Source organism: Luteimonas viscosa, assembly GCF_008244685.1.
GTDB classification, from domain to species: domain Bacteria; phylum Pseudomonadota; class Gammaproteobacteria; order Xanthomonadales; family Xanthomonadaceae; genus Luteimonas; species Luteimonas viscosa.
In genome coordinates this window covers 2,034,889-2,053,346 of sequence record NZ_VTFT01000001.1, presented here as the reverse complement: position 1 = coordinate 2,053,346, position 18,458 = coordinate 2,034,889, and the positions used below count along the sequence as shown (strand labels likewise).

16 protein-coding genes and 1 pseudogene are annotated in these 18,458 nt (G+C 70.2%); 10 read left to right on the top strand and 7 right to left on the bottom strand.

Annotation, left to right across the window (positions count from 1 at the left end; genetic code table 11):
- Positions 1–115: 115 nt before the first annotated feature.
- The 4 genes from FZO89_RS09060 to FZO89_RS09045 are packed head-to-tail and all read left to right on the top strand — an operon-like array spanning position 116 to position 3,266.
- Positions 116–1,429 (top strand): sialidase family protein, encoded by a 1,314-nt coding sequence (locus tag FZO89_RS09060; protein WP_149102945.1) that lies wholly within the window; start codon positions 116–118, stop codon positions 1,427–1,429.
- 22 nt (positions 1,430–1,451) lie between these two features.
- Positions 1,452–2,228, top strand: coding sequence for a pseudouridine synthase (locus FZO89_RS09055; RefSeq protein WP_149102944.1), 777 nt, complete (start codon positions 1,452–1,454; stop codon positions 2,226–2,228).
- Positions 2,225–2,629 carry an alternative ribosome rescue aminoacyl-tRNA hydrolase ArfB gene (arfB, locus tag FZO89_RS09050; RefSeq protein ID WP_149102943.1) on the top strand — a complete coding sequence of 135 codons (405 nt, stop codon included), beginning with the start codon at positions 2,225–2,227 and terminating at the stop codon, positions 2,627–2,629. The genes FZO89_RS09055 and arfB overlap by 4 nt, the downstream gene beginning before the upstream one ends.
- A 34-nt stretch (positions 2,630–2,663) precedes the next feature.
- Positions 2,664–3,266, top strand: a complete 603-nt coding sequence (locus tag FZO89_RS09045; RefSeq protein ID WP_149102942.1) for a lysophospholipid acyltransferase family protein — start codon at positions 2,664–2,666, stop codon at positions 3,264–3,266.
- Between the two features lie 66 nt (positions 3,267–3,332).
- Here the strand turns inward: FZO89_RS09045 and FZO89_RS09040 are convergent, their stop codons facing one another.
- The 3 genes from FZO89_RS09040 to FZO89_RS09030 all read right to left on the bottom strand — a co-directional run bounded on the left by FZO89_RS09040 (position 3,333) and on the right by FZO89_RS09030 (position 8,112).
- Positions 3,333–6,392, bottom strand: coding sequence for a TonB-dependent receptor domain-containing protein (locus tag FZO89_RS09040; RefSeq protein WP_343195894.1), 3,060 nt, complete (start codon positions 6,390–6,392; stop codon positions 3,333–3,335).
- A gap of 78 nt (positions 6,393–6,470) precedes the next feature.
- Positions 6,471–7,529 carry a FecR family protein gene (locus tag FZO89_RS09035; protein ID WP_262378589.1) on the bottom strand — a complete coding sequence of 353 codons (1,059 nt, stop codon included), beginning with the start codon at positions 7,527–7,529 and terminating at the stop codon, positions 6,471–6,473.
- A 4-nt stretch (positions 7,530–7,533) separates the two neighbouring features.
- Positions 7,534–8,112 carry an RNA polymerase sigma factor gene (locus tag FZO89_RS09030; RefSeq protein ID WP_149102940.1) on the bottom strand — a complete coding sequence of 193 codons (579 nt, stop codon included), beginning with the start codon at positions 8,110–8,112 and terminating at the stop codon, positions 7,534–7,536.
- Between the two features lie 105 nt (positions 8,113–8,217).
- On the opposite strand from FZO89_RS09030, the pseudogene FZO89_RS19000 reads away from it, so the two are divergent.
- From FZO89_RS19000 to FZO89_RS09020, 3 genes and pseudogenes are all read left to right on the top strand, one after another.
- Positions 8,218–8,718, top strand: a pseudogene (locus FZO89_RS19000) (cyanophycinase); the annotation flags it as partial.
- 462 nt (positions 8,719–9,180) lie between these two features.
- The gene (locus FZO89_RS18815) at positions 9,181–10,161 is read left to right on the top strand and encodes an isoaspartyl peptidase/L-asparaginase family protein (protein WP_262378708.1); all 981 of its coding nucleotides are present in this window, start codon (positions 9,181–9,183) and stop codon (positions 10,159–10,161) included.
- 139 nt (positions 10,162–10,300) lie between these two features.
- Positions 10,301–10,942 carry a hypothetical protein gene (locus FZO89_RS09020; protein ID WP_149102939.1) on the top strand — a complete coding sequence of 214 codons (642 nt, stop codon included), beginning with the start codon at positions 10,301–10,303 and terminating at the stop codon, positions 10,940–10,942.
- On the opposite strand, the gene FZO89_RS18500 is transcribed toward FZO89_RS09020, so the two are convergent.
- Positions 10,936–11,151 (bottom strand): hypothetical protein, encoded by a 216-nt coding sequence (locus tag FZO89_RS18500; RefSeq protein ID WP_187471103.1) that lies wholly within the window; start codon positions 11,149–11,151, stop codon positions 10,936–10,938. The two genes, FZO89_RS09020 and FZO89_RS18500, sit on opposite strands and share 7 nt — an antisense overlap.
- Here FZO89_RS18500 and FZO89_RS09015 point away from each other — a divergent pair.
- The gene (locus FZO89_RS09015; RefSeq protein ID WP_187471102.1) at positions 11,144–12,328 is read left to right on the top strand and encodes a phospholipase effector Tle1 domain-containing protein; all 1,185 of its coding nucleotides are present in this window, start codon (positions 11,144–11,146) and stop codon (positions 12,326–12,328) included. The genes FZO89_RS18500 and FZO89_RS09015 overlap by 8 nt on opposite strands.
- Positions 12,329–12,466: 138 nt before the next feature.
- On the opposite strand, the gene FZO89_RS09010 is transcribed toward FZO89_RS09015, so the two are convergent.
- From FZO89_RS09010 to FZO89_RS09000, 3 genes are all read right to left on the bottom strand, one after another.
- Complete coding sequence (locus tag FZO89_RS09010) at positions 12,467–12,970, bottom strand: hypothetical protein (RefSeq protein WP_149102937.1); 504 nt, start codon at positions 12,968–12,970, stop codon at positions 12,467–12,469.
- 38 nt (positions 12,971–13,008) lie between these two features.
- The gene (locus FZO89_RS09005; RefSeq protein WP_149102936.1) at positions 13,009–14,109 is read right to left on the bottom strand and encodes a hypothetical protein; all 1,101 of its coding nucleotides are present in this window, start codon (positions 14,107–14,109) and stop codon (positions 13,009–13,011) included.
- Positions 14,110–14,237: 128 nt separating this feature from the next.
- Positions 14,238–15,206: a LysR family transcriptional regulator gene (locus tag FZO89_RS09000; RefSeq protein WP_149102935.1), complete on the bottom strand. Its 969-nt coding sequence runs from the start codon at positions 15,204–15,206 to the stop codon at positions 14,238–14,240.
- A 102-nt stretch (positions 15,207–15,308) separates the two neighbouring features.
- Between FZO89_RS09000 and aceB the strand changes: the two genes are divergently transcribed.
- Both aceB and aceA read left to right on the top strand, forming a co-directional pair.
- On the top strand, positions 15,309–16,958 hold the full coding sequence (gene aceB / locus FZO89_RS08995; protein WP_425480439.1) for a malate synthase A: 1,650 nt from the start codon (positions 15,309–15,311) through the stop codon (positions 16,956–16,958).
- Positions 16,959–17,081: 123 nt separating this feature from the next.
- Positions 17,082–18,419 (top strand): isocitrate lyase, encoded by a 1,338-nt coding sequence (gene aceA, locus FZO89_RS08990; protein ID WP_149102933.1) that lies wholly within the window; start codon positions 17,082–17,084, stop codon positions 18,417–18,419.
- The last annotated feature ends 39 nt before the right edge of the window (positions 18,420–18,458 follow it).

The window sequence follows — 18,458 nt, the reverse complement described above, 5'->3', positions numbered from 1 at the left end:
CCCTGCGATCCATGCGTGCCGCGTGCGCAGGACCGCAACGCACCCCGTCCGCACCGGACCATGGCCGGACCGGAGGACGACCAGACCAGGCCCAAGGGCCGCAAGGGCAATGCGCATGAACATCCAGACGCTCCTCCCGCACGCTTTCCGCGCCTCATGCCTGGCGGCGGCCCTGGCCATCGCCGGTTGCGGCGGCGCCGACAGCCCGCCGGCGCCCGCCGTCGAAGGCGACGTCGCCGCGCCGAGCCGCATCGAGGACTGGCCGCTGCCGCCGACCCTGCCGGGTTCCGCGTCGCCGAGCCTGGCGGCCACGCCCGACGACAAGCTGCTGCTGGGCTGGATCAACTCGCAGAAGGGTCGTCGCCACATCTTCCAGTTCAGCACCTGGGCACCGGACTGGGGGCGCTGGATGCACGCGATGACCACGATCGCGGTCGGCAACAGCATGTTCGTGAACTGGGCCGACATCCCGCACATGGCGGCGACGCCGGATGGCGCGCTGTGGGCGCACTGGCTGCAGAAGAGCGGCGACGCCCCCTACGCCTACGACGTGGTGCTGACGCGTTCGCGCGATGGCGGCGCCAACTGGGCCGCCCCGGTGATGCCGCACGACGACGGCACCCGGACCGAGCACGGCTTCGTCTCGATGTGGGCCCAGGGCGATGGCGCGCTGGGTCTGGCCTGGCTGGATGGTCGCGAGACCGGCAATGCCCACGGCGGCCACGAAGGCCACGACAGCCCCGAAGGCGCGCAGGGCGCGATGACGCTGCGCGCCGCGGTGTTCGACGCCACGCTGCAGCGCAGCGCCGACGCGGTGATCGATGCGCGGGTGTGCGATTGCTGCCAGACGGCGGTCGCGCAGACTGCGAAGGGGCCGCTGCTGGTCTATCGCGGCCGCAGCGAGGACGAAGTGCGCGACATCCTCGCCACGCGCCATGACGGCAGCGCCTGGAGCACGCCGCGTCCGGTGCACGCCGACGGCTGGACGATGCCGGCCTGCCCGGTCAACGGCCCGGATGTCGCGGCTGCGGGCAACGCGGTCGTGGTCGCCTGGTACACCGAGGCCGACGGCGAGCCGGAGGTCCGGCTCGCGGCCAGCAGCGACGCCGGCGATGCGTTCGCCGCGGTGGTGACGCTCGACCGCGGCCAGCCGGTGCTCGGTCGCGTTGCGGTCGCGCTCGATGCGCGGCAGGCCTGGGTGCTGTGGATGCGCGAGGAAGGCGGGCGCCAGTCGCTGTGGCTGTCGCGCCGCAGCCACGACCTGGCCACCGAACACGAGCGGGTCGAGGTGGCGAAGGTGGCCGGCGAGGGCCGCGGCACCGGCTTCCCGCAGCTGGCGGTGATGGGTGGCGTGGCCCACGTCGTCTGGACCGACGTCGTCGCGGGCCAGCCGAACCTCAAGGGTGTACGCCTTGTCGGCGGTGGATGACGACGCCCCGGGGGTCGATGCCATGCACGCATCCGCCGCGATCGAGCCGCCACCCGCGCTGTCGCCGCCTTCCGACCCGGATGCGGCGCCGCCTCCGATCCCGGTGCGGTACGCGGACGCCTGGCTCGCAGTCGTCGACAAGCCTGCGGGCCTGATGGTGCACGACAGCGGGCTGGCCCGCGGCGAACACGACTTCCTCGCCGACCGGCTGCGCGCGCAGTTCGGGCGACAGGTCTTCCTGGTCCACCGCCTCGACCGCGCCACCAGCGGCTGCCTGCTGCTGGCCTTCGACCGCGAGACCGCGTCCGCGCTGGGCAAGGCCCTGATGGCGGGCGGGCTGGAGAAGCACTACCTCGCCGTCTGCCGCGGCTGGCCCGAAGAACGCTTCGCCATCGACCACCCGCTCGACGGCGGCCCCGGCAAGCCGCTCAAGAAGCCCGCGCTCACCGCTTTCGAACGGCTGGCCACCTGCGAACTCGAGCTGCCCTCGGGCGGCTTCGCCACCTCGCGCTACGCGCTGCTGCGCGCGCAACCCGCGACCGGCCGCTTCCGCCAGATCAGGCGCCACCTCAAGCACGCCTCGCACCACCTGATCGGCGACACCAGCCACGGCGACGGCCGCCACAACCGGCATTTCCGCATGCTCGGCATCCACCGCATGCTGTTGCACGCGCAGCGGCTGCGGTTCCCGCATCCGCATACGGGCGAGGTCATGGAGGTCGACGCGCCGCCGGACCTGGAGTTCGCCAGGGCGCTGGTGTTGTTCGACTCCGCCGCCACCCCCGGGACCGCAGCATGAGCCTGGTGATCCCCGAAGACGAACTGGTCGAACGCTTCGTGCGTGCCAGCGGCGCCGGCGGGCAGAACGTCAACAAGGTCGCGACCGCGGTCGAGCTGCGCTTCGACGTCGCCAACTCGCCCTCGCTGCCCGAGCCGGTGCGGGCTCGGCTGCTGGCCAGGCGCGACCGGCGCATGACCGACGCCGGCGTGCTGGTGATCCAGGCGCAGCGCTTCCGCACCCAGGAGCGCAACCGCCAGGACGCGCGCGAGCGGCTGCAGGCCTTCGTCGAAGCCGGCCTGCATGCGCCCAAGCCGCGCATCGCCACCCGGCCTTCGCGCGGCGCCAAGGAACGCCGGCTCGGCGAGAAACGCCAGCGTAGTACGATCAAGCAGTCGCGCGGCCGCCAGGAATGGGACTGAGGGGTCGCCACACAGGGCATTGCGTGGGGGGCGCATGACCGCAAGCAACGAGGTGGTCCCGCCGCTGCCGCCGAACGCGCCGCGGGTGAAGCCGAATGCGTTCACCCGGTGGCTGGGTCGCAGCGTGCTGCGGCTCGGCGGCTGGCGCGTGGCCGGCCCGCTGCCGGACGTGCCGAAGCTGGTGCTGATCGTCGCGCCGCATTCCTCGAACTGGGACGGGCTCTGGGGATTCGCGGCCAAGCTCGCGCTCGGCTTCGAGGTCCGGGTGCTGGGCAAGGCGCAGCTGTTCTGGTGGCCGCTGGGGCCGCTGCTGCGCAGGCTGGGCGTGATCCCGATCGACCGCAGCGCGCCGCAGGGCACGGTCGGGCAGGCGGTGGAAATGATCCGCGGCAGCGACCGCATCTGGTACGCGCTCACCCCCGAGGGCACGCGCAAACGCGTGGAGCGCTGGAAAAGCGGCTTCTGGAAGATCGCGCACGAGGCGCAGGTGCCGGTCCTGCCGGCCTATTTCCATTATCCGGACAGGACCATCGGCATCGGCGCGCTGTTCCATACCAGCGGCGACATGGCGGCCGACATCGCCACGCTGCGCGACTGGTACCGGCCGTGGATAGGCAGGAACCGCGGTACGTTGTGAGCGCGTCCGACCTGCCGCAAGAAGGCGCCCGCACGACGCGGGCGCCCGTGGCGCAGGGCTGGAGAGCTACAACGCGCCGCCGCCGAACTTGTGCGTGTACTGCAGGTAGAAGCTGCGGCCTTCGGTGTCGAACCAGGAGATGTCGTAGTACGGATAGCCGGTGTAGGTCGGATCGTACGGGGGCGCCTTGTCGAACAGGTTGACCACGGTGAGCGACAGCCGCGCATGTTCGTCGAACGCGTACTGCAGGTTCGCGTTGTAACGGTACGTGGCCGGGATCCACGCGTCGGTCCCGTCCTCGGGCGACCAGATCTCGTAGTAGGAATCGTCGTTGGGCAGGCGCCCCAGCCGCCGTCCCTGGACCGATGCCGACCACGCTTCGCGTTCCCACGACAGGCGCAGGCTGGCCTTGGTGCGCGGAATGTCGTAGCCGCTGTTGATCGCGAACATGTCGACCACCGGCTCGTCCGGGTAGACCTGGATGTCGTGCGCATGCACCCGGGTGTAACCCCCGTTGAGGCGGAAGATGCCGGCGCGCGTGTCCCAGCGCAGGTTGGCGCTGACATCGATGCCGCTGGTGGTCTCGCGCGCGACGTTGATCGGGTTCACGTGCACGCCGTACAGGCTGCCGTCGTCGAGCCGGGTGATGCGCGCGAGCGTGTCCACGCACAGCGGCGAGCCGATGTCGATCGTCCCGAGGCGGCAGTCGCGTTCGTTGAGCATGACCTCGCTCACGCGCAGGTCCTGCACCTGGTCGCGCATGTCGATGTCGAACCAGTCGACGGAGAGGTCGAACCAGGGCGCCGGCGACCAGACCATGCCTGCGGTCCACGAGTCGCTGGTCTCGGGTTCGAGGTCGCGGTTGCCGGCACGGCTGCGGATGATGCCCTCGCCGCTGTAGCTGCAGTCGTCGATGCTTTCGTCCGGTTCCTCCACCGCGCAGCGCCAGTAGTCGTCGACCGAAGTCTCGTCGTTGCCCGGCCCGGAAAACACGTAATGCAGGTCGGGCGCGCGGAAGGCGGTGCCGTAGGATCCGCGTACCAGCAGGCTGTCGAGCGGCCGCCATTCGAGCCCCGCGCTCCAGGTGAACCGGTTGGGATCGCGGCCGGCGAAGCGGTACTGGTCGAAGCGGCCGGCGAGGCTCAGGTCGAGGCGCTCGAGCACCGGCATGCGCAACTCGCTCGCCAGCGCCCAGCGATCGCGGCTGCCCTGCCCATCCGAATCCTTCCAGCTGTAGTAGTAGTACTGGGTGGCCAGTGGATCGGGGTTGAGGTCGTAGCTCTGGTGGCCGAGTTCGGCGGTGGCTGCGAAGCCGGCGCCGCCGCCGGGGAGTTCGAACAGGTCGGTCCGGGTCAGGGTGAACGCGAGCGTCTGGGTTTCCGATTCGGGACGGTAGGTGGTGTGGGCGAAGATGCCGTCGTATTCGGCGCGCGTGAGCGGCGTGTACAGGCGCGTGGGGTCGGCGTCGAAGATCGGATAGGCCACGCCACGCCACTCGTACTCGCCCGGCAGCTGCGGACCGAGGAAGAGGTCGTTCGCGCGCGCCGCGACGATCTGCGGCCAGCTGATCTCGGACCGGTACTGCGAATGGCTCAGCGCCGCCTCGTAGTCCCAGTCGCTCCACAGCGTGCCCTTGAAGCCGGTGGTGACGCCGAAGGTGCGCTGCACGGTATTGACCATGCCGCTGCGCAGGCCGCCCATCTCCTCGAGGGTGAACTGGCGCTGCCAGTACTCGATCTGGTCGGTGGCCTGGTTGTAGAAGTAACCCTCCTCGTTGCCGTCCGGCATCATCAGCGACCAGCTGCGCGGGGCGCGGAACAACGACAGCTCGTGGCGGCCGGCCTGCAGGTCGGCGAACCACTCGCTGCCGTTGGCGAACGCATAGCTCAGCGAGCCGTAGGCATTGACGCCCTCGCGGTCGCTGATCACGGTGCGGTAGGCCACCGAGCGGTCGCTGCCGCAGAACCAGCCGTAGCGCGCGCGTTCGTGGTAGCCGATGCTGCCTTCGTTGAGGTGCGAGAGGGAGTCGCAGGTGTCCTGGCCCGGATCGAGGTAGTCGTCCCACCAGTCGGTGCGCAGGAAGTTGCGCTGCGGCAATCGCGAGCTGGCGCTCGGCGCGTCGAACGTGGAATCCTGCTGCGCGCGATCGAAGCCCCACAACGGGCGCTGGTTGCGGTACTCCATCCCCAGCACCGCGTTGAGGCCGCCCCGCGAGAAGCCGCCCGAGACGTTGAGCCTGAAGTTCTCGGCGTCGCCGCGCTCGGTCTGGCCGAAACGGTAATCGACCGTCAGCCCGTCGGCCTGCTTCTTGAGGATGAAGTTGACCACGCCGGAGATCGCGTCCGAGCCGTAGATCGCCGAGGCGCTGCCGGTGAGCACCTCGATCCGGTCGATCATGCCCAACGGCAGGCTGGAGACATCGGTGAAGTTGCTGCGGCCACCGAACGGCAGCGGGAAGTCGGCGATGCGGCGGCCGTTGACCAGCACCAGGGTGTGGTTCGGGCCGAGCGCGCGCAGGTCGACTTGCTGCGCGCCGGGCGAGAAGTCGGCGGCGCCGGCGGACTGCTGGCTCTGGGTCTGGCCACCGTTCTGGGTCAGCGACTGCATCACGTCCGGCACGCTGGTGAAGCCGCCCGCCTGGATCTGCTCCGAGGTGATCACCGTGATCGGCGCCGGCCCCTCGACCTGGGCGCGCGGGATGCGCGAACCGGTCACCTGCACCGTGTCGAGTTCGGCCACCTGCGGTTCGGGTGCGGGCTGCATGGGTGCCGCTGGCGACGCGACCGGCGCCGACACCGGCGAGGCCTGCGCCAGGACCGGCTGCTGCACCACCAGCACCGCGCCGGACGCATCGCGACGCGCGGCGAATCCGCTGCCGCGCAGCAGCCGGTCCAGTGCCTGGTCGGCGGGCAGTCCGCGGGCGCCGGCGGTGCGCACGCCCTCGAGCTGGTCGGCGCGGTAGACGAGCTGGACCCCGGACTGGCTGGCCCAGGCGTCGAGCGCGGCGGCGAGGTCGCCGGCGGCGATGTCCACGCGCGCGTCGACGGGCGCCTGGCCGTGGGCGGCGAGCGCCGCGGAGCAGGCCAGGGACAGGAGCAGGACGCGCAACGGACGTGACGGTTTCAAGCGGATTCCCCCGGGCGGCGCGCGGATCGCGCCCCATGCGTGTTCAGGACGAACGAGTCGCGCAAATCCCCCGCCGGGCTACGGGCTGTGCAGGACGATGCGGTCGCTGCGGTACTCGGCGCGTACCGGGAATCCCTGTTCGAGCAGGCGCACGAACCCCTCGGCGTTCTCCCAGCGGAAGCTGCCGCCGATGCGCAGGTCGCCGACCGCCGGGTCGCCGATCACGATCTTGCGCGCGTTGTAGCGGTTGAACTCGTCGGCGGCCTCGGCCAGTGGGGTATCGCGGAACAGCAGCAGGCCGCTGCGCCAGTCGACCAGGCGCGCGGCCTCGGCCAGCGGCATCGAGCGCACCAGCACCCCGTCGCGTCGGGCGATCGCCACGCTGCCGGCGGGCAGCAGCGTCGGCGGACGCGCCTGACCCGCCACCGGGTCCGATTCCAGTCGCACCATGCCCTCGGTGACCACCACGCGCAGGTCCGGACCGTCGCGACGCACCGAGAACCGCGTGCCCACCGCCACAACCCGCCGCTCGCCGGCATCGACCACGAAGGGCCGCCCCGGATCCTTCGCCGCCTCGAAGTAGGCTTCGCCCCGGTGCAGGTCGATGCGGCGCTCGCGCCGGGACAGGCGCACGTCGATGCGGCTGTCGCTGGCCAGGGTCGTGCTCGAACCGTCCGCCAGCGGCACCGTGCGCACGACGCCGAGCGTGGTGGCATGCGAGACCGCTTCGACCGGCGCGAACGCGTGCCAACCCCAGCCCACCGCCAGCGCGCAGGCCGCAAGCGCGGCGACCGCCGCGAAACGGCCGCGCGATCCGCCGCGCGGCCGACGCGCCGCGAACGCAAAGCCATCGAGTGCGGCGGCGGGGTCGGGACGTGGCCGGACCTCGTCGCCCGCATGCGATCCCCAGAACCCGCGTGGCGGCACCCCCGCCCCGCGCAGCCCGGCGCCCAGCGCATCCAGCCGCCCGGTGTGCTCCCAGGCCGCCTGCAGGCGCAGGTACGCGACCCGGTGCGCCACGTCCTGCGCCAGCCAGGCCTCGAGTGCGGCATCGTCGCCGTCGCCCGAGGCCCCGCCATCGCGACGCGCCAGCCACTCCGCCGCAACGCGCTCGATCTGCTCGCTGCGCGTGGGCACGGCCTCAGTCGGCCTGCTGCTGTCCATCCGCGTCCACCGGTGGCCGGCCGCGCGCCGCGGGCCGCGGCACGTCGTCGCCGCCGTAGAAGGATCCGGCGATCAGGCGCATGCCCTTGGCGATGTGTTTTTCCACGGTCTTCTCGCTGATGCCGAGCCGCTGGGCCACTTCCCGTTGCGACAGGTGTTCGACGCGCCGCAGCCACACGACCTCGCGGCAGCGGTCCGGCAAGCGGTCGAAGGCGTCGGCCAGGCGCATGAGCACCTGGCGTCCGCCGCACCACCGTTCCGGCGACACGTCGTCTACCAGGACGTGCAAGGGCTCGAAATCACCCACTGGCTCGATCGAGACCACCTTGGCGCGGCGCGCGCGGTCGGCCAGCAGGTGCCGCGCGGTGGCGAACAGGAAGGCCTTCGGCTGCTGCGGCAGCGCCTTGCCCGCGGCCTCGTAGACGCGCGCGTAGACCTCCTGGCGCAGGTCGCTCGCCTCCTCGCGGCGGGGCGCGGAGCGCAACAGGTAGTGCATCAGCGGCGCCTCGTGGACGAGGATCTCGCGGATGAACCAGTCGTCCAGCGCCTTGGGCATGGCCGGCACCATAGCCGATCGCGGCCGGTGGTTGCCGGGCGGGGGATTTGCCGCCACTGTTCGTCCTCCTCCCGCACGGGCCCGCGAACGGGACGAAGGACCACGATGACGACACGCGCGATCGGATCGATGCTGCTGCTGGCGGCCTCCCTGCTGGTGCTGCATGCGGCACCTTCGCGCGCGGCGGACTTCCAGCGCCACCTCATTGGCGATCCCGCGCTGCCCAGGCCGGGCACGCCCGCGCCGGGCCTGCTGCTGATGGGCGGCGGCGACCGCAACCACGATGCGCTGCGCTGGTTCCTGGGCAAGGCCGGCAACGGCCACGTGGTGGTGCTGCGCGCGTCGATGGGCGGCGAGATCGGCGAAGAGTTCCACGACGAGGTCGGCGGCGTGGCGTCGGTCGAGACCTTCGTGTTCTCCGGTCGCGACGCCGCGCACGATCCCGCCGTCCTCGCCAGCCTGCGCAAGGCCGACGGCATCTTCATCGCCGGCGGCGACCAGTCGCGCTACGTGCGCTACTGGAAAGGCACGCCGGTGGCCGAGGCGCTGGACGCCCACGTGCGCGCCGGCAAGCCGCTCGGCGGCACCAGCGCAGGGCTCGCGATCCTCGGCGAATTCCTGTACGGCGCGATGGACGGCGGCAGCCAGGTCAGCCCGCGCGCGCTGGCCGACCCGCTGGGCGAGGCCAACACCATCGAGACCGGCTTCCTGCACATCGACGCACTCGAGGGCGTCATAACCGATACCCACTTCCGCGAACGCGACCGCCTCGGCCGCCTGCTCGCCTTCTTGGCCAAGGCCGAGACGCTGTCGAACGGGCGCGCCTTGCTGGGCCTGGGTGTCGACGAGGACGCCGCGATGGCGGTCGATGGCGACGGCCGCGCGCGCGTGTTCGCCACCGCGCCGGGCGCGGGCGCGACCGTGGTGCGCGGCGGGTTCGCACGCGGGCAGCAGGACAGCCAGCCGATGCGTGTGGAGCGGATCGAGGTGGCGGGCGTCGGCGTCGATTCGGTGCTGCACCTGCCGTCGGGGCGGATCGAGCGACCCGCGTCCACGCGTGCTTACGCGGTGCGCGACGGCGTGCTGGTGGCGCTGGACGCACCGGTGCTGGTGATCCACGGCGGCGCGGGCGTCGACCGCGACGACATCACGGCGGAAGAAGAGCAAGCCGCGCGCGACGCACTGGCCGCGGCGCTGCGCGCGGGCCACGCGCAGCTGCGATCGGGCAAACCCGCGCTCGACGCGGTGACCGCCGCGATCACCGTGCTCGAGGATACGCCGCAGTTCAATGCCGGACGCGGCGCGGTGTTCACCCACGACGGTCGCAACGAGCTCGACACCTCGATCATGGATGGCGCCAGCGGCCAGGCCGGGGCGGCTGCGGGCCTGCGTCGGGTGAAGAACCCGATCCTGCTGGCACGCTCGATCATGGAGCGCTCGCGCCACGTGATGATGGTGGGGGAGGGTGCGGAGGCGTTCGCGCGGGAACAGGGCATCGCGCTGGTGGAGCCCGCGTATTTCCGTACCGAGAAGCGCTGGCAGCAGTTGCAGAAGGCGCTCGCGGCGGAGGCGTCCGCGCAGTCGGCGGCCACGCCGCCGGAGCTGCCCGGCAAGGCCTATTTCGGCACCGTCGGTGCGCTCGCGCTCGATGCGCAGGGCCACCTCGCCGCAGGCACCTCGACCGGTGGCATGACCAACAAGCGTTACGGCCGCGTCGGCGACGCGCCGATCATCGGCGCGGGGACGTGGGCCGACGCGCGCTGCGCGGTGTCGGGCACCGGCTGGGGCGAGTTCTACATCCGCGCCGCCGCGGCGCACGAGATCTGCGCACGCGTGCGCCTGACCGGCACGCCGCTGCGGCGCGCGGCCGATGCGGTGATCAACGAGGACATTCCTGCGGCGGGCGGCGACGGCGGCGCGATCGCGCTCGGCGCCGATGGCAACGTCGCCTTCCCGTTCAACAGCCCGGGCATGTATCGCGGCTGGATCGGCGCCGACGGCGTGCCGCACGTGGCGATCTGGCCGGAAGAGGCGCTGCCGACGCCGTGAGTGCAGCGCGACCGGCGCGGTCGCGCGACCACCGGCCGGGCCCGGTCGGACCGGTGGATTGAATCCCGCCGGGGCCTGCGCTACGGTGCAGGAAGGAGCCCGCCGGCCGTCGCGCCGCGGGAGGACAACGGAGGTTCGCATGGACGGGCAACCCGCCCCGCGGCGCAAGGCGCGCCGCCCGCTCCACCCGATCGCGGCGGCCGTGATGGCCGCATCGTTGGCGACCACAGGATGCCAGGGCATGGCGATGACGACACAGGACGTGCCACCCGAAGAACCCGCGCGGCCGGACAACACCGTTGCCGACTGGCCGTTGAAGTTCGTGCAGCATAACTTCGGGGCGTTCTGCTATTCGACCTATGGCTGTCGTGTCCGTTACAACGGATTCGACCACACCGCGGACCCGGACGGCGAGCTGGCCTTGTCCTCCGAATCCCTGGGAGATCGCTACCCGGACAATCTGGGGGGCGGATATCTTGGAATCCTCAACTTTCCGCCGCCGGCGCAGGTACGGTGGCGCTCGAAGGACGGGACCTCGCACGAGGCCGAGGTCGATATCGGCGAGATTTTCAGGGACCAGCTGATCCTCCACGACGTGCCGCGTGAAGATGTCCGGGAAGGCGTGTCCATCCTGAATCCCGAGATTGTGCTCGAGGTGAACGACCGCACCATCAACGTCTACATGCGCGCGTTCATCCCGACTAAAGCGCTCCAGCAATCGGGGAATCCGCATAGCGGCCATCGAGATGAGCTGCTCCTGGCGTGGAGTCGAACCTATTGATCCGGATCGACAAGGAGGTCGACGATGGGTGGGCAAAGGCATCCTGATGGCGTCGCCACGATCCAGGCGACAGCCGACGACATGGCTAGCTTCCGGCGCGCGAGCGAGGATCTTTCATCCTTCGCTGCGCCGGTTCTGTTGAAGCGCGAGTCGCCGACGGACAGGCTTTTTCTTGCCGCGTTCGATGGAACCGGAAACAGCATGTTCAAGGATGCTCCGGAGAACCATACCAACGTCGCGCATATCTATCGGCAGGCGAACGACCTCCGCCGCCAGGGAGTCGACAGCATCCGTGCGGGCTATGTCGAGGGCGTCGGCACCCAGGGCGGCCTGGCGGGCACGCGTGACCTGATTTCGGGTCGTACCTACACGGCGCGGCTGGAGGAGATGTACCTCCAGTTCCTCACCGAAGCCGCCCGCTGGATCGAAAAGAACCCAGATGCCGACATCCGCCTCGCCTCCATCGGCTTCAGCCGCGGCGCCGAACAGGCCGCGGGCTTCACCCGACTGGTCGAGGAGCGCGGAATCCAGGACCCGGAAGGCGCCAAGGTGGTCCGTGGACGCGATGGCCTGATCGACCGCGTGGAATTCACGAAGCCACCTCTGCGCGAACCCGGCACGGTCGTGCAGGCCATCGGCCTGTTCGACCCGGTCGGTACCGGCGTGCCGCGCGACCACGACCGTCGGCCCGCGGCGTCGGTCGTGTCCGGATTCCAGATCACCGCCGACGACGAGCGCCGCAACCTGTTCCAGGGCACGCGGATCACCGACATGGGCACCACCTTCGACGGCCGTTTCCTCAACGTCCTCGTCGCCGGCGCGCACAGCGACATCGGCGGCGGCTACCAGCAGAACGGTCTCTCGATCCGCAGCGGCAACCTGATGATCGACTACCTCAACGCGCTCAGCGACCAGCCGTTCCTGGTCAAGCGCCCGGAACCGGTGGAGCCGGCGCTCAACGTGATCCACCGCTCCGAACAGCACCAGTTCTTCTATCGGACCTCCGAGTTCGACCGCGACGGCACGCGCGTGCACCAGGAAGAACTGGCGCCGCCGCCGTTGTGCCGGATCGACTGCCGCGATGCCGAGCCGCGCAACGAGGCCCTCGCCGCGGGACTGGCGTGGCAACGGGTGGCGATCGCGCCCGTCCCGGGACTCGAAGCAGGCCAGTCGACCTCCATCGACCAGCGCGCGATGGTCGACCGCCTGCTGCAGGCGGCGCAACGCGATGATGGTCCCGCCATCGGCCTGCTGTCGCGCGACTTCCTCCACGGCGAAGCAGGGCAGGCCTGGCTTGCGGCAGGACAGGCGCGGTTGCGGGAAGAAGACCAGACACGCAACGAAGTGCACGGGCGCGCGCCTGCGCCACTGGAAATGCCGCGCTGAATCATCCTCTCGTGTCGACGCAGGCGGCCATGCGCCTCTAGGCGCCACGTCGTTCGAAGATCGATTCTTCCGGCCCCGGATGCTACGGATATCCGCAGCCGCCGTCGTCGCCTGCGCCCGACTGCCGGACAGGACGGATCAGTCCGCAGCGTGCCGCGATCCACAGCGTGCGTCGAGCATCTGCCGCAGCTGCAGATCCACGTCGTCCAGCGCGCGTGCGATGGCGCGCTGGCTCTCGGCCTCGGTCCCGTTCCAGTTCACCGATGCCGCGTGCGAGCGCAGGATGGTGGGCGGTCCGCCATCGACGGAGACGCGGTAGACCGCGACGGGCACTTTCGAGGACTGGTTCGCCGCGATGTACAGCTGCCGGATCTCCAGCGAGAGCGCGGGCAGGGCCGGGTCGTCCCTGAAGCCATTCGCCATCAGTCGCTGCCGGACGAGGTCCGCCGCGTCGTCGAGCGAGAAGGCGTGTGCGCCGAGGCTTCCCGCAGCGGTGCCGGCCGCACGCCGGTCGCTGACGGCATCGAGTCGGTACGCGCAAACCGGTGGCGCGAGCGTGGCGAGGGGAAGCAGCTGCGCAGGCTGCATGGCGCTGCGCTCCAGCGGAACGCTGCTGCAGCCGGCGAGCAGGCCGAGCGCCAAGCCGTTCGCGCATCGTGCAGAGGCAATCCGGGCCGAGATCACTGCCCGGGTTCGTCCGGGGTTTCGGCTGGCGTGTCCATGACCGGATCGATCGTGGCGTCTTCCTCTGCAGATACCGGGACGGTCTCGCCGATATCCTCGCCAGCGCGCGGTTGCTCTGCGGGAGGCGGTGCCACGTCGTCCGGTGCCGGGTCCCTTGCAGGGGCAGGTGTGTCGCTCCCGACCTCCGCAGGTGAGGCAGGCGCGGCGGCAACCGGCATCGCGGCCACGATGGTTTCATCGACCGGATGTTGCCCGGTCAGCGTTCGCAGGGCACCGGGTCCGGAGCGCAACCACAGCCAGCGGTCGCCCTCGCGGACGACGCGTCCCTTGAACTCCTGGCCGCCCACCGTGCCGCTCATGCCGCGGATCGGTTGTTCGGCCTCGTCGCGGCCCTCGGTCGACAGGTCGTACACCAGCATGTCGGTGACCTGGTCGATGCCGGTATCGAGCAGCGCCTCCAGCGGCTGGCGGCCGAATGCCACCCAGCGCGCGGCACTCTCGTCGGCGCCGTCGCCCGCGAGGGTCGACAGTGGAAAGTTGAAGGCGTAGTTACGCGTGAACAGGATCTTCTGCTTCGGCTTCTTCCCCGCGCGTGCCGTGCGCTGCACGTGGCTGAGCGCCACTTTCACCGACAGTTGTTCGAAGCTGCTGAGGATCGCGTAGCCCGGTACCAGCACCAGCGCATCCTCGACGGGATTGGCCATGCTTGCGCTGTCGCCGTCCCAGGTCGCATGCAACACGGTGATGCCCTGGTCGCCGAGGATCGCGTGCTCGGCGAGCTTGCGCTGCAGGGTTTCTTCCATGCGCGCATTGAAGGGGTAGTCGAGCAGAACGTTGCGCAGCTCGCCGACGCGCTCCTCGGCATTCTTCACCTGGGCGTTGCTGACCGCGGTCCCGACCAGGGCGCCAATCAGGCCGAACTGCATGCCGACCGCGTCCGCGGTCCCCGGAACCTCGGCCGCAAGCTCCTGCTGGACGAGAATGATCTCGGCCGGTTGCGAGGTCCGGATCGGAGTGGCCGGCAGGGTGGGTTTGGCCGCGATCGCGGGCAGCGCGCCGCACAGCAGCACGATGGATGCCAACAGACGGATATTCATCGGACGCCCGCTCCCGTCGGGCATGGAACAGTCCCCGCACCGTCCGGGCCCGAGCCCCCTCGGCATGCAGCCGGTGCGGCGGCATCTTCCGCCCGCTGCGCGGCAAAAGTAAATAGGGGGGCGCGCCCTCAGCGCTCCGAATGCCCGCTGTCGTAGTAGTCGCGGCGCACGAACAGGTCGGGCTGGATCAGGTCCATGAAGGCGCGCGCCTGCGGTGACGGCAGCTTGCCCTTGCGCATCACCACGCCGTAGCTTCGGGCGGGGAAGAAGGCGTCGAGCGGGCGGGTGACGAGGCGGCCGCGGTCGGCCTCGGTCAGGCAGATCGAGGACAGGATGCTGATGCCCATGCCCATCGCCACGTACTGCTTGATCACCTCCCAGCCGCCGACCTCGAGCGCGACCGTGTAGGGCACGCGGTTCTGCTGGAACACCAGGTCGACCAGGCGCCAGGTGATCTGCCGCTTGGGCGGCAGGATCAGGCCGTAGCGGCCGATGTCGGCCAGGGTCAGGTCGGCCTTGTCCGCCAGCGGATGTCCCGGCGGCAGCACCAGCCGCTGCTCGAAGCGGTGCAGCGGTTCGTACACCAGGTCCGCCGGCACGTCGTGCATCGAGCCGACCACCAGGTCCACCGCGTCCGCGCGCAGCAGGTCGGTACCGTCGGCGCTGACGGTGTTGTGCAGGCTCAGGCGCACGTCGGCGTGGTGCTGGCGGAAGCGCTCCACGATCCGCGGCAGCAGGTAGAGGATGGTCGAGCTGTTGGCGGCGATGTTGAGCTCGCCCGCGTCCATGCCCTTGAGCTGGCTGCGGAACGCGGTGGGCAGGGTGTCGATGCCGTCCACCAGCGGCCGCGCCAGTTCGTACAGCGCCTCCCCGGCGCGGGTCGGCGCCAACCGCCGGCCGCTGCGCTCGAACAGCTTCTCGCCCAGTTCCCGCTCCAGCGCCTGCAGTTGCAGGGTTACCGCAGGCTGGCTGACGTACAGCGCCTCGGCCGCGCGCGACACCGAGCCCAGCCGGACGGTCTGGCAAAAGGCGCGCAACGGCTTGAGCCGGTCGGCCTTGTAGGCGAATCGCGGGGGTGCATTGCCGTTGGAAGGCATTGATTCGGCTAACGTATTTGTAAAACTTATGAATTACATTGTAAAAACTGTCTTGTCAAATAATTGGGTCGGGCGGATGGTGGCGCTGCACTGCAACATCCAATGGAGCCCGCCATGTCCGCCGTCCTGAAGCCCTCCCGGATCGCCCCCGGCATCGAACTGTCCGATCCCGCCGCTGTCGCCGACCTGCTCGACGACGGCGCGCAGGCCTTCCTGGCCGAGCTCCACCGCAGGTTCGAACCGGCGCGGCAGGCATGCCTCGCGGAACGCCGCCGTCGCCAGGCGGGATTCGACGCCGGCGCCCTGCCGGATTTCCGCGAGGACACCCGCGCGATCCGCGACGGCAACTGGCGCGTGGCGCCGGTGCCGGCGGCACTGCTCGACCGCCGGGTCGAGATCACCGGGCCGGTCGACCCGAAGATGGTGATCAACGCGCTGAACTCGGGCGCGAACTGCTACATGGCCGACTTCGAGGATTCGACCGCGCCGACCTGGGACAACCTCGTCGCCGGCCAGCGTGCGCTGCGCGCGGCGATCGCCGGCACGCTCGAATTCACCGCCGACAACGGCAAGCGCTACGCGCTGCGCCCCGAGGACGAGCGCGCAGTGCTGATCGTGCGCCCGCGCGGCTGGCACCTGGACGAGAAGCACGTGCTGGTGGACGCCGGCCCCGACCAGGGAGGACGGGGCCAGCGCATGTCCGCCGCCCTGTTCGACCTCGGCCTGTTCGCCTGGCTCAACGCCACGGCGCTGGCGGCGAAGGACCGCGGCCCGTACTTCTACCTGCCCAAGCTGCAGTCGATGGAAGAGGCGGCGCTGTGGAACGAGGTGTTGACGCACATCGAGCATGAGCTCGGCCTGCCGCAAGGGCAGATGAAGGTCACGGTGCTGATCGAGACCCTGCCGGCTGCATTCGAGATGGACGAGATCCTGCACGCCCTGCGCGGGCGCATCGTCGGCCTCAACTGCGGGCGCTGGGACTACATCTTTTCCTACATCAAGACCCTGCGTGCGCACCGCGACCGGGTCCTGCCAGAGCGCAGCCAGGTGACGATGACCCAGCCCTTCCTCAAGTCGTACTCGGAACTGCTGATCCAGACCTGCCATCGCCGCGGCGCGCACGCGATGGGCGGCATGGCAGCGCAGATCCCGATCGGCAACGACGAGGAAGCCAACGAACAGGCGCTGGCGCGGGTGCGCGCGGACAAGCTGCGCGAGGTGACCGCCGGCCACGACGGCACCTGGGTCGCGCACCCGGCGTTGATCCCGCTGGCGCGGGAGGTGTTCGACGAGCGCATGCCCGGCCCGCACCAGCAGCACCTGGGGCGCGAGGAGGTGATCGTCACCGGCCGCGACCTGCTGGTGCCGTCGCTGGGCACGATCACCCGCATCGGCTTCGAGAACAACGTCGAGGTCTGCGTGCGCTACCTCGCCGCGTGGCTCGACGGCAACGGCTGCGTGCCGATCCACTGGCTGATGGAGGATGCCGCCACCGCCGAGATCGCGCGCACCCAGCTGTGGCAGTGGCTGCATGCGGCCGATGGCGGCAACACCCCGCTGCACCTGCACGACGGCACCGTGATCGACGAGGCGCTGTTCGACCGCGTGCTGCTCAACCTGCCCTCGCGCCTGGCTGGCCAGCCGATTCCGGGCGCCGGCCGCGTGCAGGAGGCGATCGCGCTGCTTGAGGAACTGACCCATCGCGCCACGCTCGAGGAGTTCCTGACGCTGCCGGCTTACGAGCGGATCTGAGGAGCGGTGAGGGTGATTCGTGACTGGTGATTGGAAAAGCCGATCCCGCCGCGAACGCCAGCCCTCCGCTCTTCCGAATCACCAATCACCAATCCACGAATCACTGCTCCACCGGAGATCCCCATGTCCACGCAGAAGCAACAGATCACCGAGCTACAGCAGCAATGGAACACCGACCCGCGCTGGGCCGGCATCGAACGCCCGTACTCGGCCGGCGACGTGGTGCGCCTGCGCGGCAGCCTGCAGCCGGAGCACACGCTCGCCAGACGCGGCGCCGAGAAGCTGTGGACGCTGGTCAACGGCGGCGCGAAGAAGGGCTACGTCAACGCCTTCGGCGCGATCAGCGCCGGCCAGGCGATGCAGCAGGCCAAGGCCGGGCTGGAGGCGGTGTACCTGTCGGGCTGGCAGGTGGCCGCCGACGGCAACACGTCGGAGACCATGTATCCGGACCAGTCGCTGTACGCCTACGACTCGGTGCCGACGATGGTGCGGCGGATCAACAACACCTTCCAGCGCGCCGACGAAATCCAGTGGAAGGCGATCTGCGACGGGAAGATGAAGGAGGAGGATGCGATCGACTTCTTCCTGCCGATCGTCGCCGACGGCGAGGCCGGCTTCGGCGGCGTGCTCAATGCCTTCGAACTGATGAAGAACATGATCGGCGCCGGCGCGGCGGCGGTGCACTTCGAGGACCAGCTGGCGGCGGTGAAGAAGTGCGGGCACATGGGCGGCAAGGTGCTGGTGCCCACCCAGGAGGCGATCCAGAAGCTGGTGTCGGCGCGACTGGCGGCCGACGTGCTCGGCGTGCCGACCGTGGTGCTGGCGCGCACCGACGCCGAGGCCGCGACCCTGCTGACCTCGGACTTCGACGCCAACGACCGTCCGTTCGTCACCGGAACCCGCACCGCCGAGGGCTTCTACAAGGTGAAGAACGGCCTGGAGCAGGCGATCAGCCGCGGCGTGGCCTACGCGCCGTACGCCGACCTGGTGTGGTGCGAGACCGGCACGCCCGACATCGGCTTCGCCCGCGAGTTCGCGCAGGCGGTGCATGCCAAGCATCCGGGCAAGCTGCTGAGCTACAACTGCTCGCCCAGCTTCAACTGGAAGAAAAACCTCGACGACCGCCAGATCGCTTCCTTCCAGGACGAACTCTCGGCGCTGGGCTACAAGTACCAGTTCATCACCCTGGCCGGCATCCACATCAACTGGTTCAACACCTTCCGCTTCGCGCACGACTACGCGCGCGGCGAGGGCATGCGCCACTACGTCGAGCAGGTGCAGGAACCCGAGTTTGCCGCGCGCGACAAGGGCTACACCTTCGTCTCGCACCAGCAGGAAGTCGGCGCCGGCTACTTCGACGACGTGACCACGGTGATCCAGGGCGGCAGCTCCAGCGTCACCGCGCTCAAGGGCTCGACCGAGGAGGAGCAGTTCGAACGCTCGCACGCCGCCGCGGCCTGAGGGTCGCAAAGGGCCGTCCAAGGAGAGCGCGCCGGCCGC

What these genes read in the sequence shown, in the direction of transcription:
- FZO89_RS09060 (WP_149102945.1), top strand. Translation starts at nt 116, where the DNA reads ATGAACATCCAGACGCTCCTCCCGCACGCTTTCCGCGCCTCATGCCTG.
- FZO89_RS09055 (WP_149102944.1), top strand. Translation starts at nt 1,452, where the DNA reads ATGCACGCATCCGCCGCGATCGAGCCGCCACCCGCGCTGTCGCCGCCT.
- arfB (WP_149102943.1), top strand. Translation starts at nt 2,225, where the DNA reads ATGAGCCTGGTGATCCCCGAAGACGAACTGGTCGAACGCTTCGTGCGT.
- FZO89_RS09045 (WP_149102942.1), top strand. Translation starts at nt 2,664, where the DNA reads ATGACCGCAAGCAACGAGGTGGTCCCGCCGCTGCCGCCGAACGCGCCG.
- FZO89_RS09030 (WP_149102940.1), bottom strand. Translation starts at nt 8,112, where the DNA reads ATGCCCAAGGCGCTGGACGACTGGTTCATCCGCGAGATCCTCGTCCAC.
- FZO89_RS09020 (WP_149102939.1), top strand. Translation starts at nt 10,301, where the DNA reads ATGGACGGGCAACCCGCCCCGCGGCGCAAGGCGCGCCGCCCGCTCCAC.
- FZO89_RS09015 (WP_187471102.1), top strand. Translation starts at nt 11,144, where the DNA reads ATGTTCAAGGATGCTCCGGAGAACCATACCAACGTCGCGCATATCTAT.
- FZO89_RS09005 (WP_149102936.1), bottom strand. Translation starts at nt 14,109, where the DNA reads ATGAATATCCGTCTGTTGGCATCCATCGTGCTGCTGTGCGGCGCGCTG.
- FZO89_RS09000 (WP_149102935.1), bottom strand. Translation starts at nt 15,206, where the DNA reads ATGCCTTCCAACGGCAATGCACCCCCGCGATTCGCCTACAAGGCCGAC.
- aceB (WP_425480439.1), top strand. Translation starts at nt 15,309, where the DNA reads ATGGAGCCCGCCATGTCCGCCGTCCTGAAGCCCTCCCGGATCGCCCCC.
- aceA (WP_149102933.1), top strand. Translation starts at nt 17,082, where the DNA reads ATGTCCACGCAGAAGCAACAGATCACCGAGCTACAGCAGCAATGGAAC.